We start from the raw sequence: 17,807 nt of genomic DNA on the forward strand, positions 1-17,807 counted from the left end.
TGTTTTTTGTGATACTATTCAAAATATACAGGGTATCGTCGCATGGAAATGGAGGAAATGGGGGTTTTTCCAATCGGTAAGGAGGATATTAAAGAAGTATTTTGTTCGTATTTGAAAGACAATAGGCATCAATTCGTAGAGAACTGGAAAAACAAAACGATAATTTCCGACAAAGATCCGTTTAAGCAAGAGGTAGAGCGAAATGGAGAACGCTTATTAGAATTCATTATTAAACTTATTATGGAAGATAAGGATATTGCTTATTTACAGCCGTTATGTGAGAAAATTGCGATTGAACGTGCAGGGGCGGACGCAAATATTGGCGATTTTGTCTATAACGCAAATGTCGGAAGAAACGAACTATTTGAAGCGATGTGTGAGTTAGATGTGAAAGCTTGCGAGCTAAAACCAATTATGACAAAAATACATACTTGTTTTGACAGATTAATTTATTATACTGTTTTAAAATACTCGGAAATCATATCAAGAAATTTAGAGGAAAAACAGCAATATATAAATGAAACACATAAAGAAAGATTAACTATTTTAGGGCAAATGTCTGCTAGCTTTGTTCACGAATTCCGGAATCCGTTAACTTCCATAATGGGTTTTGTGAAACTGCTGAAATCAGAACATCCTAATTTATCGTATTTAGATATTATTTCTCATGAACTAGATCAGTTAAACTTTCGTATTTCGCAATTTTTACTTGTTTCTAAAAAGGAAATGTGGAATGAATCGGAACGATTTTGGCTAAACGATTTGTTTCATGATATTATTCATTTCTTATATCCAAGTTTAGTAAATGCAAATGTTTCAATTGAAAAAAACTTACCTTACCCGATTCCATTTGTAGGATATCGAAGTGAAGTGAGGCAAGTTTTTTTAAATATTTTAATGAACTCGATTGATGCTTTAGAAGCAATGAATGAAAATCGTAAAATTATTATCGATACATGTGAAGATGAAGAAATGATTCATATTGTAATAAAAAATAATGGTCCAATAATTCCAGCAGAGAATATTGAAACGATTTTCGAACCGTTTGTTACAACAAAAAAATTAGGAACTGGTATTGGTTTATTTGTATGTAAACAAATTGTTGAAAAGCATAATGGGACGATTACATGTCAATCAAACTCTGAGTGGACAGAATTTCATATTACATTTCAAAAATAAGATGAAAAATCTACACCATAATATGGCGTAGATTTTTTTAATTTGTAAGAGTAACAGTAGTAACATTTGGCGATTTTGTAGTGTAACCTACAAGGGAAATTGTATAAATCGTATTTGGTTCGATTTTTACGTTTGGAATCGTTACAAGATTTTTCTTTGTATCAACAAGTGAAATTTCGATATCAGCTGTACCAGGGCTTACTTGTAAATAATCTGTTACTTGTTTAAAGAGTACGTTTTCAAATAGATGATCGCCGTTCTTTAAGGATACATTTACAACTGAAGTGTCAGGTGAGAAGTGTGCGAATCGTATTTTAGCTTGACCAGATGGCAAATGTGTATTATCTAGCATTGGTTGTAGTTGAATATGCGAATCTTTATCAAGTATTGCAAGTGTATAGGAATGATTTCCTAGCATCGGGATAAGTGCTGAAAAAATTGGGGTTTCATTATCTAGAGGAACAATATCAAGCCTATATTGCCCTTGCATGAAGGAGAAATAAGGGCTGAATTGTTGAAAAGTGATATTTTTAATTACTTTTTGTCCATTTATTAAAATATCAACAGGGGCTGTATGCGGTGAGGCATGAAAGATCCTCATATAAGATGGTAACGTTGCCTCTTGTGATTCACGCCTTTCGTATGCCTGTACAAGTTGCTTTACCGCATGATGATACTTCATGGATAGCTCGATATATTTTTTAGGATTTATATATTGATAGTACCGTGCCAGTTGTTCATAGCAAATTGCTTCTTGTCCATATTTTTCAAATTCAGATTGCGTCATGGATATTCCTCCTTTGTCATTATTACAACTATATGCGTCAGTAAAAAGAAGTTATGCAAGAAACTTGCTTTCAAAAGAGATTATACATATGGATTTTTGGATTTCTAGGCAAATACACATACGAAAGGATAGTTGTCCTACATAATGTAATAGTGCAATATAAATATGGAAAAAGGAGGGAAAATATGTGGGGGTATGGATATCCAGGTAGTTATTGTGGCTACGGAGGGTACGGTACAGGTTATGGATTTGCGTTGTTAGTTGTGTTGTTTATTTTATTAATCATCATTGGAGCTTGTTGGGTGCGCTAATCATGGATAAAGAGCGTCATACTGAACTGGTTACTGTCGTTAATCGGTTCTTTTTTTATGAAAGAAAAGCATTGCATATTTCTTAAGAGAAGAAAATGTTTAGATTTATAAGAAATTTGTCTAATTTTGTTTAAAAGTATGAGATGTAAACTATGCAAATAGGAAGGAAATGAACGGGAGTTTCGTCGAAGTTTACACAATATCGGCAATTTGAATAGAGTAGCTGATGTTGTAGGAAATTTTTAATCGGATTGGGGGGAGCATGATTTTATCATCGAAGGAGAGGGAATTTAAAAAGCTTTAATTCTGAATATTGTTTCGATTTACAAGGCCTATTTCTATAGTTTATAAGTATTTTTTATCTATTCACTGCTTTTGCGGGGGATTCTTTTTTATGAAAGAAACGTCAATTTTCTTCATATATATATACAAATTGGAGAAATGGGGGAGCGCTATGCGCGATTACTTAATTAAGCCACTTGTTGGTCAGCCGTATCCAATGATTTCTCATGGAAAAGGAGTATATTTGTACGATCAAAATGGAAATAAGTATTTTGATGGTTCCTCGGGAGCTATTACGGCTGGTATCGGACATGGCGTAACGGAGATTGCTGAAGTAATAAAAAAACAGGCAGAGGAGATTGCTTTTGTCTATCGGTCACAGTTTACAAGTGAACCAGCAGAAAAGTTAGCAAAAAAACTAAGTGATTTAAGTATAGGAGACTTGAATTGGAGTTTTTTTGTAAATAGTGGTACAGAAGCAAACGAGACAGCTATGAAAATTGCAATTCAACATTTTCAAGAACGTGGTATTCATGGTAAACATAAAATTTTATCAAGATGGATGAGCTACCACGGAATTACGATGGGAGCTTTATCTATGTCTGGGCATCCATTGAGAAGACAACGATTTGTATCTATTTTGGAAGATTATCCAACCGTATCAGCTCCATATTGCTTTCGGTGTCCGTTACAAAAAGTATATCCAACTTGTCAGCTTGCCTGCGCAACGGAATTAGAACGAGCGATTGAGCGAATTGGTGCGGAACATATTGCAGCTTTTATAGCGGAACCGATTATTGGTGCTGCCGGTGGAGCGGTTGTTCCCCCAAAAGAATATTATAAAGTGATTAAAGATATTTGTACGCATTATGATATTTTATTTATTGCGGATGAGGTTATGACAGGGCTTGGGCGAACAGGAGCGTGGTTTGCAATGGAGCATTGGGGTGTGGAGCCTGATATTATGACGCTTGGAAAAGGGCTCGGAGCTGGTTATACACCAATGGCAGCGACGGTTATAAGTGATCGTGTTATGGATCCGATTTTAAGAGGGTCTCGATCAGTAATGAGCGGTCATACATTAAGCGCAAATCCATTATCAGCAGCAACTGCTTTAGCGGTTATCGAATATATGGAAAAACATAATTTGCCCGAAAAAACAGCGGAAAAAGGAGAATATTTAATAAAGGGATTACAAAAAATTCAGCAGCAATCGACTATTATTGCAGATGTGCGGGGGAAAGGATTCCTAATTGGAATCGAATTGCAACCGTTTACAAAAGCGTCGGAGCTCATTTCAGTGGCAGCTAAAAACGGCCTCCTTTTATATCAAGCTGTTTCAGGGCAAGCGGGAAAAGAAGATAGCGCATTGCTTGTTGCACCACCAATGACTACTACATATTCTGAGCTAGATGAGCTACTTAGTATTTTTGCTAAGAGTGTAGAGGAAATGATGCAAAGAGGAGGGCATAGTATCGCATGAAAATGGTGACAAATACATTCGGAAAGTTGAAAGAAATAGATGAAGTCATTTCGTTATTTCATGATGATATGACATTAATGTTTGGGGGATTTGGTGGAATCGGATCCCCTCCATCTCTTATACAAGCAATTGTGGAGAAAGGAATTACAAACTTACATGTAATTGGAAACGATACAGGGTTCCCAGATGTGGGGATTGGTCGTCTTATAACAAGAGAAAGAGTAAAATCGTTAATCACTTCTCATATCGGTTCAAATCCGAATGCAGGGAGACAATTAAACGAAGGAAAGTTACAAATTGAATTTTCACCTCAAGGAACATTAGCAGAGCGCATTCGAGCAGGCGGCGTAGGTCTTGGCGGCATTCTTGTTGATGTTGGTGTTGATACGATGGTTGAGGAAGGGAAACGAACAGTTGAATTAAATGGAAAAACGTTTTTAGTTGAAACGGCTCTTACAGCTGAAATAGCGATTGTGTATGCGAAAAAAGCAGATCCATTTGGAAACATTGTTTTTGACAAAAGTGCGCGTAATATGAATCCACATGTTGCGATGGCGGGGGATATTACAATTGTAGAAGCGGAAGAAATTGTACCGCTTGGTGCCTTACATCCGGAAGAAATTGTAGTTCCAGGTGCTTTCATAGATTATATTGTTCCATCGGAAGGGGTGAATTGGAAATGGGCATGGGAATAGATGTAAGAGATAAAATCGCAAAGCGGGCTGCGCAAGAAATTCAAAATGGCATGATTGTCAACTTAGGAATTGGTATTCCTTCACTTGTTCCCAATCATTTACGGGAAGATATACACGTTATGTTCCATGCTGAAAATGGAATTATCGGTATGGGACCAACACCTAATAAAGGGGAGGAAGATGCAAATTTATGCAATGCAGCGGGACTGCCGACGTCGATTATTCAAGGGGCAAGTTACTTCGATAGCTGCACCGCATTTGGTATGATTCGCAAAGGTTTATTAGATTTAACAATTCTAGGATCACTGCAAGTGAGCGGAAATGGGGATTTAGCCAATTGGATTGTACCAGGAAAGCGTGTTCCAGGTATTGGCGGAGCAATGGACCTAGCACAAAAAGCAAAGCGAGTCGTTGTTGTAATGAACCATGTCGATAAGTATGGGAATGCAAAGATTGTATCTGAATGTACATTGCCTTTAACATCAAAAAAATGCGTGGATGTCATTATTACCGATATGGCTGTGATGGAAGTCACTTCTAAAGGATTAGTACTTCAAGAATTGATGAGCCCTTATACAGTAGAAGATGTGAGGGAGCATACGGAAGCGGCTTTCCATGTAAGTTCTAAATTGCTTGTAATTGAATGAAGGGAGCGGGATATATGGAAGATTTGAAAAAACAATTATGTGATTATATTGAAAATCATGAAGAAGATAGTGCGAAACTATTAAAACGATTGATCCAAGAAAAGAGTGTGTCTGGAAACGAAAGTGGAGCGCAAGCAATCATAATTGAAAAGTTGCGTGAATTAGGATTAGACCTTGACATTTGGGAGCCGTCTTTTACAAAAATGAAAGATCATCCTTATTTTGTGTCCCCAAGAACAAATTTTTCAGATAGTCCTAATATTGTAGCTACTTTAAAAGGAAGTGGCGGCGGAAAATCCATGATTTTAAATGGACATATTGACGTTGTACCAGAGGGAGATGTGAACCAGTGGGATCATCCCCCTTATAGTGGGGAAAGAATTGGAAACCGTATATATGGTCGTGGAACGACGGATATGAAGGGAGGGAATATTGCTTTAATACTTGCGATGGAAGCAATTATTAAGAATGAAATTGTATTAAAAGGAGATATTTATTTTCAAAGCGTAATAGAAGAGGAGAGCGGTGGTGCAGGAAGTTTAGCAGCTATTTTAAGAGGATATAAAGCGGACGGGGTCATTATTCCAGAACCAACAAATATGAAGTTCTTTCCAAAACAGCAAGGATCTATGTGGTTTCGACTGCATGTGAAAGGGAAAGCTGCACATGGTGGGACTCGTTATGAAGGAATCAGCGCAATTGAAAAAAGTATGATTGTAGTGGAGCATGTAAAAGAATTAGAACAAAAGAGAAATGACCGAATGACAGACCCGCTTTATAAGGAAATTCCCATCCCAATTCCGATTAATATAGGGAAAATTGAAGGAGGAAGTTGGCCGAGTTCTGTACCAGATTCCTTAATATTAGAAGGAAGATGTGGAATTGCGCCGAATGAGACTATAGAGGCGGCAAAAGAAGAATTTGAAACTTGGATTCAACAATTACAGGATAAGGATGTATGGTTTAAAGATCATCCTGTAGAAGTAGAATGGTTTGGAGCGAGATGGGTGCCAGGTGAATTAGATGAGAAACATGAGCTCATTACAACACTTCAAGATAATTTCGTGCAAATTGAAGGGGAAAATCCGATTATAGAAGCATCGCCATGGGGAACAGATGGCGGATTATTTACTCAAATTGCAGATATACCGACGATTATATTTGGTCCAGGAGAAACGAAGGTAGCGCATTATCCAAATGAATACATTGAAGTAGATAAAATGATTGCCGCTGCAAAAATCATTGCATGTACATTATTAGATTGGTGTGAGGTGAAACGATGAACTATTATGAATCATTTAAAGAACAGACAAAGTATTATACTGTAGAAGGAGTATTGGACTATTTTAACAAGCGAGTGCGAGTTGATCATTACACAGGCAATGTAGAATATGTAAGACAAACAGTTGAAGAATTGGCCAAGAAGCATGCTTTCACTAAATGTATTATAAAAGGAAAGGGAGAGCATGTTTCGGCGTGGCTCTCTTTTGGCTTTTTATTAGAAGCAACAATTCCTCATTATTTTCAAGGTCACGATGCTTATTTTTTGGTGAAGTATTTGCAGGATGAAAGAAGAAATAGTATCGAATGGGAAAATGAAGATCAAATTTTAAATGGTGTGAGAGAAAAAAAGGGAATAGATAAACAAGTTCCGAATCCATTTACATTGCGGAAGGCTACAGAAGATGATGCAGAACAGTTAGCAAATGTATTCGGAAGAGTTTTTGAAATTTATCCAACACCATTAAATCAAGTGGACTATGTGAAACAAACAATGAAAGAAGATACCATTTATTATGTATATGAATTAGAAGGGAAAATTGTTAGCACTGCTTCTGCAGAGATGAATGTGAAAGAAGGGAATGCAGAACTAACAAATTGCGCGACTTTACCTGAGTATCGAAAACATGGTTTTATGAAAAGCTTACTTGTTCAATTAGAAGAAGAACTGCGAGATCGAGCAATCTTTTGTTCTTATACAATTGCCCGCTCGCTTTCATTTGGAATGAATGCGGCTTTTCATCAGTTAGGCTATACGTATACAGGCAGACTTGCTAACAATTGTTATATTTTCGATAAATTAGAAGATATGAATGTATGGGTAAAAGATTTATCCAATTATTGATAGGTAGTACGATTCGGTGGGAAATACGTGGGAGCAGAGCTTGCCCATAAACGACAAATTCGTAAAAGTTATTCATACTGATGAAAGTTTCACTTTATTCAGTATGAATGATTAAACAAATAACGAATGTGGAGAAGAAACAATAGAATGAAATCACAATGCTTATAATCGCACATAGGGGTGCCGACAATTCGGCATGTAATATGCTGAATTGTTGGCAAGAGGAGGGATGACATTGCTAGCTGTTTCTACACAAGAAGTCATTGAAGCGATTTTGAGCAGTATTGATGAAGCAATTCATGCTGTAGATGAAAATGGAATTACCATTTTTTATAATGAGGTTGCAGCGAAGCATGATGGTTCAAAAATTGAGAATGTACTAGGAAAGCATTTATTAGAGGCATTTCCATCGTTATCTCGGGAAACGAGTACACTTATGAAAGTTTTACATACAAAAAAGCCTATCGTCCATCAAGTGCAGCGTTATCAAAATTTAAAAGGTGAGGATGTATGTACTGTTAATACGACTTTACCTATTTTCATAGAAGGAAGTATTGCTGGAGCGGTTGAGATTGCAAAGGATTATACAACGATTCAAAAATTAACAGATACAATTGTTGATTTACAGTCAAAAATGAAGCGTTCTTCTAAACGAAAAATAACGAAAAAACATATTGCATTTAATACAATCGTGACGAATGATACTCGTTTTCGTCAAACGAAAGAGTTAGCGCAAAAGGTAGCCCCAACAGATGCAAATGTTTTAATATACGGCGAAACAGGAACAGGAAAAGAATTATTTGTCCAGGCAATTCATGAAGCTTCAAAAAGAAAAAATAAACCGTTTATTGCACAAAATTGTGCGGCGCTCCCAGAATCACTATTAGAAAGTTTATTATTTGGAACGACGAAAGGTAGTTATACGGGAGCTATTGAGCGTGCGGGGTTATTTGAGCTTGCAGATGGAGGGACATTATTTTTAGATGAGTTAAACTCGATGCCCCTTGATCTGCAAGCAAAAATGCTTCGCGTTTTAGAAGACGGGGTCATACGTCGAATAGGTGATAATAAGACAAGAAAAGTAGATGTACGTGTCATTACTGCAATGAATCAGCCTCCAGAAGTCTGTTTGCGTGAAAATAAGATTCGTACGGATTTATATTATAGATTGAATGTATTTTCTCTCTATATTCCGCCACTTCGTGAGCGAATAGAAGATGTTTTACTACTGGCATCTTATTTTTTAAAACAGTATAACAAGGAATATAAAAAAGATGTATTTGAGATTAACGATGATGCAAAAGAGAGATTATTATCGTATCATTGGCCAGGAAATGTAAGAGAACTAAAGCATACGATTGAACATGCTGTAATTATTGCAGAAGGGCATTCGCTAACAGTTTGTTGTTTACCCCGAATATTTCAGAAAGAAAATAGACAGGAGAAGAAAAAGATATTGCCTTTACGCGAGGCGCTGTCTCAAATAGAAAAGGAATTGATTCATCGAGCTCTAATAGAAACGGAGGGGAATATATTACAAGCGGCTAAATTACTGAGTATTCCAAGACAAACTTTGCAGTATAAGTTAAATAAATATAAAAAAAACGCCGAATAATCGGCGTTTTTTATGTGTTTGCACCAATAAAAGAGCGTTTACATATACAAAAAGTAACAAGAATCATAGTGAGTTATTATGGTATCTACACGTAAAAAACGATTTTTCCTATATATAATAAGGAACTTTATAATGTCGCTTATCAAATTTGTGAAGTTGGCATAATTATTGCTTATATAAAAAGTGAGCGTAAAAAAAGGGGGAATAGCAATGTTACACGATGTATATAAACCAAATCGTCATTGGAAAGAAATTGAATTATGGAAAGACGTGACAGAAGAACAATGGAATGATTGGATTTGGCAATTAACGAATACGATTAAAACGTTAGATGATTTAAAGAAAGTCATAAATTTAACACCAGAAGAAGAAGAAGGTGTTAAAATTTCAACAAAAACGATTCCGTTAAATATTACACCGTACTATGCTTGGCTTATGAATCCCGATGATCCGCGCTGTCCGATTCGAATGCAGTCTGTACCGATTTCGGAAGAATTATATAAAACAAAGTATGATTTAGAAGATCCACTACATGAAGATGAAGATTCACCAGTTCCTGGTTTAACACATCGCTATCCAGATCGCGTCTTGTTTCTTGTAACAAATCAATGCTCCATGTATTGTCGTTATTGTACACGCCGCCGCTTTAGTGGACAAATTGGCATGGGCGTACCAAAAAAACAATTAGATGAAGCAATAGCTTATATTCGTGAAACACCGCAAGTACGAGACGTTTTAATTTCTGGCGGCGATGGGCTCCTGATTAATGATAAAATTTTAGAATATGTATTAAAGAATTTACGAGCAATTCCGCATGTGGAAATTATTCGTATCGGAACAAGGGCGCCAGTTGTATTCCCGCAACGTATTACAGAAAATCTATGTAATATTATGAAAAAATATCACCCAGTATGGCTCAATACACATTTTAATACTTCTATTGAAATTACAGAAGAGTCTAAATTAGCATGTGAAATGCTTGCAAATGCAGGCGTTCCAGTTGGGAACCAAGCGGTTATTTTAGCAGGAATTAACGATAGCGTCCCAATTATGAAAAAACTGATGCACGATTTAGTGAAAATTCGAGTTCGCCCATATTATATTTATCAGTGTGATTTATCGGAAGGAATTGGTCATTTCCGTGCGCCAGTATCTAAAGGCTTAGAGATTATCGAAGGACTGCGCGGACATACTTCTGGTTATGCAGTACCAACGTTTGTTGTAGATGCTCCAGGCGGAGGCGGTAAAATTGCACTTCAGCCAAACTATTTAATCTCGCAAAGTGCGGATAAAGTTGTACTCCGTAACTTTGAAGGGGTTATTACAACGTATCCAGAACCAGAAAATTATGTACCAGGGAGAGCGGAAGGGTACTTTAAAGAAATTTATCCGACATATGAAGAGAAGCGCTCTGATATTGGTGTAGCGGCATTAATGAGCGATAAGAAATTCAACCTCGTACCAGATGATCTACAGCGTATGAATCGCCGAAAAGATTATGAAATGAATGAAACGCATGCATCCTTAAAGGATAAGCGTGAAAAACGTGATCAACTTAAAGATAAAAAATATAAAGCACAAATGGAAAAGCTAGAAGCTGATGAAAAATCTGAAGGTGATGCAGTATGAATTGTATGTGGTGTGAAAGTACAGAAGCAACAGAAAGTGTAAATACTGTATATTGGGAGTTGCCGGATGGTACAAAGGCAATTGAAATCCAAAAAACACCATGTATTTCTTGTTCTTCGTGTGGGATGGAATATCAATCTGATCATATTGTGAAAGAAATTGAAGATCAGTTGTTTCTCATTTATACAAAAGATTTGCCAAAGCAATTGACTTATGAGGAATTAATGGGGCGTCCGCGTTTATTAAAGAGAAATTATTTTGATTTTTAACCAGCCATTGTGCTGGTTTTTTTCTTTTCTCCCTTGTATAATGTACCCAAGTTAGAAAGGTAGGGAACATTTTTGAAGAAAACATTTTACCATTATATGATGAAACACCGTGCACCATTGGTTAAAAATGAAATATCTGATTTGGCAGAAGCAATCTACGATGATTTAAGTTTTCCAAAGCAATCAGAAGATTATCATGAAATTAGTTCATACTTAGAATGCAGTGGATTAATAGAAAGTATGTCTATCTTTGATAAGGCATGGGATTTGTATTTACAAGAAAGATAGCTAGCATAATATGGTTGTAAAAATACATCGCTTTATAAAAAGTGATGTATTTTTTTTATGAAAAAATTTTTTGAATATACGCTTATGTGATAAGCGTTTTTATATCGTTCGCATATACTGTTATCAAAATCACGGCTTTAAAAAGGAGAGATATAGATGTCAAGAAAAAAACAACCTAAATATAATGTCGGAGATATAGTCGTGATTACGCTATATGGAACCGTTGGTAAAATTACAAATATGAGAATGTTAGACGATGTATATGTATATGAAATAAATAATCACGATGGATATTATGTGGAACAAACGCTTCAACATGTTACAGAGCAAGATATGAAAAAAAATAAGACAGAATGGATTGAACTATGTTATCAGTTTACATTTGGCGACCTTGTGCAAGTTTCAGGGTATGATCAAGATATTTTTCGTATCGTTGGATTTCGTACAGAAGTATGGAGATATAAAAATGATGCATGGGAAGATACGATATATGAATTATCAAGAATTACAGATGGTGAGTGGTTAGAAGCGGATGAATCTGATTTAACACTACTTGCGAATGCCCAAACAGCAAATGCGATTTTAAAGAAAATGAAACAAGATAAAGCGGGAATGAATAAATTAGACTTAGAGAAATTGAAATCCATTAACAATTCAAAGAAAGTAAGTATTAAAACAAATAAGCAAGAGATTATTGATGGATTATTAGATATTTATAATGATTATCAGTTATTATATAAGACTTTTCAAGATGAAGAGTATAAAATTGTGATGAATGTGATTCATAATTATTTAGTAAAATTAACAGAGAAAAAATAATGGATTAGAAGATAAAGAGAAATTGGATAAAAACGTATGCTGTATAAGGTATGCCTACTATACTTAAAAAAATAAAAAGCCATTTAATAAGAGAGTCTGCCCATTTGTCCTCATGCATGAACTCTTCTTTTCTTTGCTCTATTTCATATTGATATTTCATTATTATTACCTCCTTTTAATAGCTTGTACTACATCGTATGTGCTTGCTCACAGCAATATGACTGAAAAGAATAAGGGGAAAAGAAAAAGTATTTTTCTAATTTCATATACATAATTTTGAAATTCTTTCATAAAACAGAAATAAAGGAGTGATGCTCATGAAGGAAATTGAAGTCGTAATTGACACGGAAGAAATTGCGGAGTTTTTTTATGAGCAACTAATTGAAAGAGGGTATGTACCGAAGCAAGAAGAAATTGAAGATCTTGCTGATATTACATTTGAATACTTACTAGAAAAATGTATGATTGACGAAGTGTTTGATGGAGATGAAGAGTAAAAGTAACGACGGGATCGACTCGTCGTTTTTTTACTCTTCTCAGCATGAGTCTTCTTTACAAAGTTGTCACAAAATTTATGAAAAAATATTGGTATAATGAAGATAAAATTTTCTATAAGAGGTGAAGGGATGTTCAAAAAAATTATTGATTCTCTATTAGGGAAAAAAGGTAGATACCACTCTTATTCAAGCAGTGACTATCGTCATAGAAGACGCTCTTATTCAAGTAGCGATTACAACAGAAGACGTCCATCTCACGGATATGGACATCAGCACTATAAAAGAAAACGGAAAAGCCGTAGTTTCTTTTCCAGTAGTTGATGAAATGGCGACATATACTCGCGTGGTTTGATAGACCGCTGCGTAAGAATACAATTGTTATAGAGCGCTATAAGATTGAATCAGTAATTGGAATGGGCAGTTATGGCTTTACCTATAGAGTGATAGATTTACAGAATCATGAGGTTAAAGTATTAAAACAATTAAGACAAAGTAAGCAAAAGTATGAATCAGGAAGGAAATCGTTTGAAGGAGAACAGCAAATTTTAAAGAATTTACAACATCCAGCGATTCCGAGCTTGTATGATCACTTTGTCTGGAAGAAGCAACCGTTTTTTGTCATGGAGTATATGGCTGGAGAGAATTTTGAAGATTTTATTTTTCGAGATGGATATATATATGAAGAACGAGAAGCATTTTATATCTTATATAAAATATTAGACGTTGTTTCTTATATTCATAGTCAAGGTATCATTCATCGCGATTTAAGAATCCCTAACATTTTAATGAATGGGAGTTCAATTCGTATCGTTGATTTTGGATTAGCGAGATATAAAGGAGATATGGATGAACGAGCGCGATCTTATGAAGGCGAACAAGCTTTTATGCGCGAAGTTGAATATCGCAGTGACTTTTATGCGCTAGGCCATTTTATCTTATTTTTGTTATATGCTAGCTATGAGTCTAACGATAAAATAGAAAAACCATGGTATGAAGAATTACAATTAGCGGAAGGTAATAAAGAAATTATTATGAGAATGTTGCAAATGAAGAAACCATATTATGAAAATGTACAAGAGCTTAAGCAGGACATATACTTTGCATTAGAAGAGACGAGAGATTCGTGTTTCGAAAATTTCTAGCATACAACAAAAAATGAGTCGTTATATTTCTTAATAAAAACAATGTATAAAAAAGAAATGGAGAGGGAAACTAAAACAACCGCTCCATTTTTTGTATTGTGAGGTTATGTATGTGAAACGATATCGACATTTATACTTGTTAAGTTGTATATTACTCATTTGTTTTGTCGTATTATCATTTTCGTATCATACCGCTTGTATTGAGAAGTTTGATGATGTTATTACAACATTTATTCAAAGTTTCCGAAATGAATATTTGACGACTTATTTCATTTGGATGTCTTATATTGGCTCTAAAAAAGTCTATTTTCCATTGCTTATTATTATCATAATGTACTTTCTCATCCGAAAAAAGTTGTTGAGTGCGTTATTTTTAATGATTAACTATTATGGATCTCGTTATCTTAACAGTATGCTTAAGCTATGGTATGAGCGTCCAAGACCTGATGTATCACAACTTGTCACAGCGACTGGATATAGTTTCCCGAGTGGTCATACGATGAATGCGACGGCATTTCTAGGGTTTATCGCCTATGTGACGATTACGGAACATCGTATTGCACTACATAAAAAAGTGTTAATTATTTTTACAGCCTGTTTCGTAATCTTTTCGATTTCTATTAGCCGTATCTATCTTGGCGTACACTATCCATCCGATATATTAGCTGGGTGGGCGGCAGGAGGAAGTTGGCTTGTTTTATGTATTATCTTTCATCAAGCATTCTTACAAAAAGACTCTATGGTATCGAAGACGCTAAAAAAGTGATTGCTTTGAAAAAGAACACGCATTTTTATCGGAATGTTGAGAAGAAAAAGGAGTCCATCATCTATATACAGCAGGTGATGGACTCCTTTTTCTTATGATCATGGTATTATAGGTTCTTTTTGCATCGGCTCAACATGAATATGAGTATATAAAATTCCAAATTTCTGTTGTAACATTTCTTCAATTGTGTCCGTAATATGATGACTTTTGCTTACGTCCATATGAGCATCTACTTCAATTGTAATATCAACATATGTTTGATTTCCATACATACGAGCTCGAATATCAACAATATGTTCAACCCCTGGAACAAGTTGCACTGCTTGAGAATACTCTTCCATTTTTTCAGGATCAATCCCATCTGTTAACATGTGGGATGTTTCTGTAAAAATATCCCATGCTGTTTTGCAAATAATAAGTCCGACAAGTAACGCTGCAATTGGATCAAGAATGGCCATATGAAATTGTGAAGCAACAATTCCAACGACGGTACCAATACTAACAAGCGCATCTGATAAATTATCTTTGGCAGCAGCTTCTAATGCTTTACTTTGTGTCCGCTTTGCAATTTTTTTATTATACATGTATACAACGTACATCACGATAGCGCAAAAGAAAGCAACCCAAGCAGCGATTACATTAGGTGCTGTTTGCTGAGGATTAAAAAATGATTGAATAGCGCTAATAATAACTTCAAATCCAACAGATGCCATAATAAAAGAGGCTACTAATGAAGCGATTTGTTCTGCGCGAGAATGCCCATATGGATGATCAGGATCACGAGGTTTACGCGAAATTTTAAGACCAATTAAAACAGCTAGTGAAGCGCCGATATCTGTTAAATTATTTAAACCATCTGCACGTAATGCGCTAGATAGAGCGATATAGCTAATGATAATTTTTATTGCTGATAAAAATATGTAAGCAACAATGCTAACAATAGCCCCTTTATCAGCTTCTTGATTCGAACATGAATTCATAAAAAGCACTCTCCTTTCTGTCAAGAAATTCCTTCTATCAATAGAGTATCAAAGGAAAGTCGTGTGGGTCTATACAAACATTGTTGACGCCTTATAGCTTTTTGAGTAGGGGATAACAAAGTTTCATAAGGGAAAAATCTGTTGAAAAATCCAAATAAAAAACCACTGAAACAATATGTTCCAGTGGCATCTCTTATCTTAGTATGCTTCTAAAAACTCAGTAACTTGTTCTTCTGTTTTCGCATTTGCACTATGTAAATGACCTAACTTCTCACCATTTTGATATACAAGTAAACTTGGAATACCCATTACTTGATACTCTTCTGCAATGCTTGGAAACTCATCTTTATTAATAGCGTACCATTCAAACTTATTGAACTCTTCTATTACATCCCCAATAAAATGATCCATACGCACGCAATCTGGGCACCATGTTGTGAAGAACTTAACAACTACTGGCTCTTCACTTGCGATAATGTCTTTGAATTCCTTGTCAGACTTGATTTCTTTCATGTTTTTGTCTCCTTTCAATCGTATACGAATTCGCTAGTATTTTTATGCAAAATTCGTATTTGCAAACATTTTGCAAACATTAGTGTTTTTGGAATAGATTATTTGCAAAATCCTCCACTGCTTTTTCTTGAAGTCCTGGTACGACATGAGAGTAGGTGTCCAATGTGATGCCTACTCGTTTATGTCCTAATCGTTCACTCACAATCTTTGGATGAATACCTTGTTTCAACATTAATGTCGCATGAGTATGTCTGAGATCATGGAATCGAATATCAGGAACTCCACTTTTCTTTATAAGCTTTTTCCAGAGCTGTGTCAAACTTCTGAGATTGCAACGATTGTTGTTAGATTAACCATAGTTATGATAGTTATTTTTGTATCGTTTTTTTAACATGATTTGAACTTCTTCATAGGATGTTACTTCTTTATGATGTAGTGCTATATTACTGTCATCAGAGATCGGAAGGTAGTATGAAAATCATAATAAAATAATATATCATAATAATATTTTTCGCTTCACAAAAAAAGGTTCTGCTGTCTCAAGCAGAACCTTTTTCAAAATGGCAAAGAGTAACTCTTACCTTACTCTTCGGGAATATAATACACAAAAGTTAGCTGAGTGTCTAGGTCAAATATTTACAATATAATTATTCGAATATACTACTTTTAAAAGGTGGACTAAGAAAAAGAGCAGCTAGCAGAAGCTAACTGCTCATCTCCAAGGGGGACTGGAGAAAGAAAAAAGTCAGAGGTCATTCAATGAGCTATGGCATACAGCCTATGTATAGTATTGACGGAATATGAAGTTTTATTCAAAAGAAGATTTTTTAAATAGTATTTAAAAAATTCGTGAGGAGATAAGAGATGAATACTATACTTTTAAACGTTTGTATGACTTAGAAAGAAATATTCGTTAGTGTAGAAAAAACAAAATGAATTAAAAGGACTTGCTGCCTAGCGCAAGTCCTTTTAGAAAGACGACAGAGAAATAATATGGAGATTAACTATATAGTAACAATATTTGCGAGGTGAATCCATATATTGGATGTTGAGAAAATTCTTCATCCAGGTAAAAAGAGAAATAGAGATTAGGTTACAATATGAAAAAATTGTTATTTTAAATTTAATTTACTTATAGTAAACATTCCAGCAGATAAGATTCCTGCACCTACTATAGAGCCTAACCAATCTCTCCAAGTTAAGGCATGTAAAGGTGTATCCGTTAAATTGATCATTAAGAATATAATAAATATCAAAATACCGTATATGAAACATCCCCAAAATGATTGGCAAGCCTTTGTAATTTTTATTCGAAAGTTTTTCATATAAATCATCCTTGTTAACAACTGATATTTTTTTATTTGAATTATTTCATATAAAAGATTGGAATGAAAGGGGGAAAGTAGTAAATATGCAATATTGCATATTGAAACAGAAGACAATCAACCTTTGAAATAGTGAACAGATTAATCGTATTCATATTTTTTATAGTAGAAAAAGGTGTATTTGCTAAGTTTTAGAGATTAATATTTATGAAAAGTAACATAGTAATTTGAGGGATATCCTTTCTTTTTTCACCTTTTGAGAAGGACAAGCATATGATAAGGTGTAGGACAAGCTCACTCGCTTATATCCTATTCAATACTCATAAAAAAACTCCTTATCACGTTAGCATCCAACTAGTGGATGCTTTTTTTTCGGAATGTTGAGAATAGAAAGGAGTCCATCACCTATGACAGTAGGCGATGGACTCCTTTTTCTTATGAAGCGAGCTTTTTCA

The 17,807-nt window shown here is 35.0% G+C and carries 21 protein-coding genes and 1 pseudogene; 16 read left to right on the forward strand and 6 right to left on the reverse strand.

Features of this window, described 5'->3' with window-relative positions:
- Nucleotides 1-42 precede the first annotated feature (42 nt).
- Nucleotides 43-1,179, forward strand: coding sequence for a BA2291 family sporulation histidine kinase (locus MR058_RS04625; protein ID WP_396021420.1), 1,137 nt, complete (start codon nucleotides 43-45; stop codon nucleotides 1,177-1,179).
- 37 nt (nucleotides 1,180-1,216) lie between these two features.
- Here MR058_RS04625 and MR058_RS04630 read toward each other — a convergent pair whose 3' ends face one another.
- A complete protein-coding gene (locus MR058_RS04630) occupies nucleotides 1,217-1,966 on the reverse strand; it encodes a DUF4397 domain-containing protein (RefSeq protein WP_242142873.1) in 750 nt (249 codons plus the stop codon).
- A 185-nt stretch (nucleotides 1,967-2,151) separates the two neighbouring features.
- On the opposite strand from MR058_RS04630, the gene MR058_RS04635 reads away from it, so the two are divergent.
- The 11 genes from MR058_RS04635 (at nucleotide 2,152) to MR058_RS04685 (ending at nucleotide 12,129) form a co-directional block, all read left to right on the forward strand.
- Entirely contained in the window at nucleotides 2,152-2,277 is a 126-nt protein-coding gene (locus MR058_RS04635; protein WP_242142874.1) for a YjcZ family sporulation protein, read from the forward strand.
- Nucleotides 2,278-2,731: 454 nt separating this feature from the next.
- The gene (locus tag MR058_RS04640) at nucleotides 2,732-4,042 is read left to right on the forward strand and encodes an aspartate aminotransferase family protein (protein WP_242142875.1); all 1,311 of its coding nucleotides are present in this window, start codon (nucleotides 2,732-2,734) and stop codon (nucleotides 4,040-4,042) included.
- Nucleotides 4,039-4,737, forward strand: coding sequence for a CoA transferase subunit A (locus MR058_RS04645; RefSeq protein WP_242142876.1), 699 nt, complete (start codon nucleotides 4,039-4,041; stop codon nucleotides 4,735-4,737). The genes MR058_RS04640 and MR058_RS04645 overlap by 4 nt, the downstream gene beginning before the upstream one ends.
- Nucleotides 4,722-5,384 (forward strand): CoA transferase subunit B, encoded by a 663-nt coding sequence (locus MR058_RS04650; RefSeq protein ID WP_242142877.1) that lies wholly within the window; start codon nucleotides 4,722-4,724, stop codon nucleotides 5,382-5,384. The genes MR058_RS04645 and MR058_RS04650 overlap by 16 nt, the downstream gene beginning before the upstream one ends.
- Before the next feature lie 14 nt (nucleotides 5,385-5,398).
- Nucleotides 5,399-6,667, forward strand: a complete 1,269-nt coding sequence (locus tag MR058_RS04655) for a peptidase (RefSeq protein ID WP_242142878.1) — start codon at nucleotides 5,399-5,401, stop codon at nucleotides 6,665-6,667.
- A complete protein-coding gene (gene ablB / locus MR058_RS04660) occupies nucleotides 6,664-7,509 on the forward strand; it encodes a putative beta-lysine N-acetyltransferase (RefSeq protein WP_242142879.1) in 846 nt (281 codons plus the stop codon). Before MR058_RS04655 ends, ablB begins: the two co-directional genes overlap by 4 nt.
- Nucleotides 7,510-7,738: 229 nt before the next feature.
- Nucleotides 7,739-9,124, forward strand: a complete 1,386-nt coding sequence (locus MR058_RS04665) for a sigma-54 interaction domain-containing protein (RefSeq protein WP_242143493.1) — start codon at nucleotides 7,739-7,741, stop codon at nucleotides 9,122-9,124.
- 210 nt (nucleotides 9,125-9,334) lie between these two features.
- Complete coding sequence (gene kamA, locus MR058_RS04670) at nucleotides 9,335-10,753, forward strand: lysine 2,3-aminomutase (RefSeq protein WP_242142880.1); 1,419 nt, start codon at nucleotides 9,335-9,337, stop codon at nucleotides 10,751-10,753.
- On the forward strand, nucleotides 10,750-11,022 hold the full coding sequence (locus tag MR058_RS04675; RefSeq protein ID WP_242142881.1) for a YokU family protein: 273 nt from the start codon (nucleotides 10,750-10,752) through the stop codon (nucleotides 11,020-11,022). Before kamA ends, MR058_RS04675 begins: the two co-directional genes overlap by 4 nt.
- A 72-nt stretch (nucleotides 11,023-11,094) precedes the next feature.
- Nucleotides 11,095-11,310, forward strand: coding sequence for a YozE family protein (locus tag MR058_RS04680; protein WP_012094179.1), 216 nt, complete (start codon nucleotides 11,095-11,097; stop codon nucleotides 11,308-11,310).
- A 156-nt stretch (nucleotides 11,311-11,466) separates the two neighbouring features.
- Nucleotides 11,467-12,129 carry a hypothetical protein gene (locus tag MR058_RS04685; protein ID WP_242142882.1) on the forward strand — a complete coding sequence of 221 codons (663 nt, stop codon included), beginning with the start codon at nucleotides 11,467-11,469 and terminating at the stop codon, nucleotides 12,127-12,129.
- Between the two features lie 4 nt (nucleotides 12,130-12,133).
- Here MR058_RS04685 and MR058_RS04690 read toward each other — a convergent pair whose 3' ends face one another.
- Nucleotides 12,134-12,289: a DUF3930 family protein gene (locus tag MR058_RS04690; protein WP_242142883.1), complete on the reverse strand. Its 156-nt coding sequence runs from the start codon at nucleotides 12,287-12,289 to the stop codon at nucleotides 12,134-12,136.
- Between the two features lie 157 nt (nucleotides 12,290-12,446).
- Between MR058_RS04690 and MR058_RS04695 the strand changes: the two genes are divergently transcribed.
- The 4 genes from MR058_RS04695 (at nucleotide 12,447) to MR058_RS04710 (ending at nucleotide 14,534) form a co-directional block, all read left to right on the forward strand.
- Nucleotides 12,447-12,626: a YozD family protein gene (locus MR058_RS04695; RefSeq protein ID WP_012094184.1), complete on the forward strand. Its 180-nt coding sequence runs from the start codon at nucleotides 12,447-12,449 to the stop codon at nucleotides 12,624-12,626.
- Between the two features lie 129 nt (nucleotides 12,627-12,755).
- Complete coding sequence (locus tag MR058_RS04700; protein WP_012094186.1) at nucleotides 12,756-12,947, forward strand: hypothetical protein; 192 nt, start codon at nucleotides 12,756-12,758, stop codon at nucleotides 12,945-12,947.
- Entirely contained in the window at nucleotides 12,947-13,768 is an 822-nt protein-coding gene (locus MR058_RS04705) for a serine/threonine protein kinase (RefSeq protein WP_242142884.1), read from the forward strand. The genes MR058_RS04700 and MR058_RS04705 overlap by 1 nt, the downstream gene beginning before the upstream one ends.
- 112 nt (nucleotides 13,769-13,880) lie before the next feature.
- Nucleotides 13,881-14,534 (forward strand): phosphatase PAP2 family protein, encoded by a 654-nt coding sequence (locus MR058_RS04710; protein ID WP_313949159.1) that lies wholly within the window; start codon nucleotides 13,881-13,883, stop codon nucleotides 14,532-14,534.
- Nucleotides 14,535-14,632: 98 nt separating this feature from the next.
- Here MR058_RS04710 and MR058_RS04715 read toward each other — a convergent pair whose 3' ends face one another.
- The 4 genes and pseudogenes from MR058_RS04715 to MR058_RS04730 all read right to left on the reverse strand — a co-directional run bounded on the left by MR058_RS04715 (nucleotide 14,633) and on the right by MR058_RS04730 (nucleotide 17,352).
- On the reverse strand, nucleotides 14,633-15,514 hold the full coding sequence (locus MR058_RS04715) for a cation diffusion facilitator family transporter (RefSeq protein WP_242142886.1): 882 nt from the start codon (nucleotides 15,512-15,514) through the stop codon (nucleotides 14,633-14,635).
- A gap of 198 nt (nucleotides 15,515-15,712) precedes the next feature.
- Entirely contained in the window at nucleotides 15,713-16,027 is a 315-nt protein-coding gene (locus MR058_RS04720; RefSeq protein ID WP_242142887.1) for a thioredoxin family protein, read from the reverse strand.
- Nucleotides 16,028-16,106: 79 nt separating this feature from the next.
- Nucleotides 16,107-16,373: pseudogene (locus MR058_RS04725) on the reverse strand (site-specific integrase); the annotation flags it as partial.
- Between the two features lie 766 nt (nucleotides 16,374-17,139).
- Nucleotides 17,140-17,352: a hypothetical protein gene (locus MR058_RS04730; RefSeq protein WP_242142888.1), complete on the reverse strand. Its 213-nt coding sequence runs from the start codon at nucleotides 17,350-17,352 to the stop codon at nucleotides 17,140-17,142.
- Nucleotides 17,353-17,807: the final 455 nt, after the last annotated feature.

The organism is Bacillus cereus group sp. BfR-BA-01430 (genome assembly GCF_022663115.1).
Lineage (GTDB): Bacteria > Bacillota > Bacilli > Bacillales > Bacillaceae_G > Bacillus_A > Bacillus_A cereus_BD.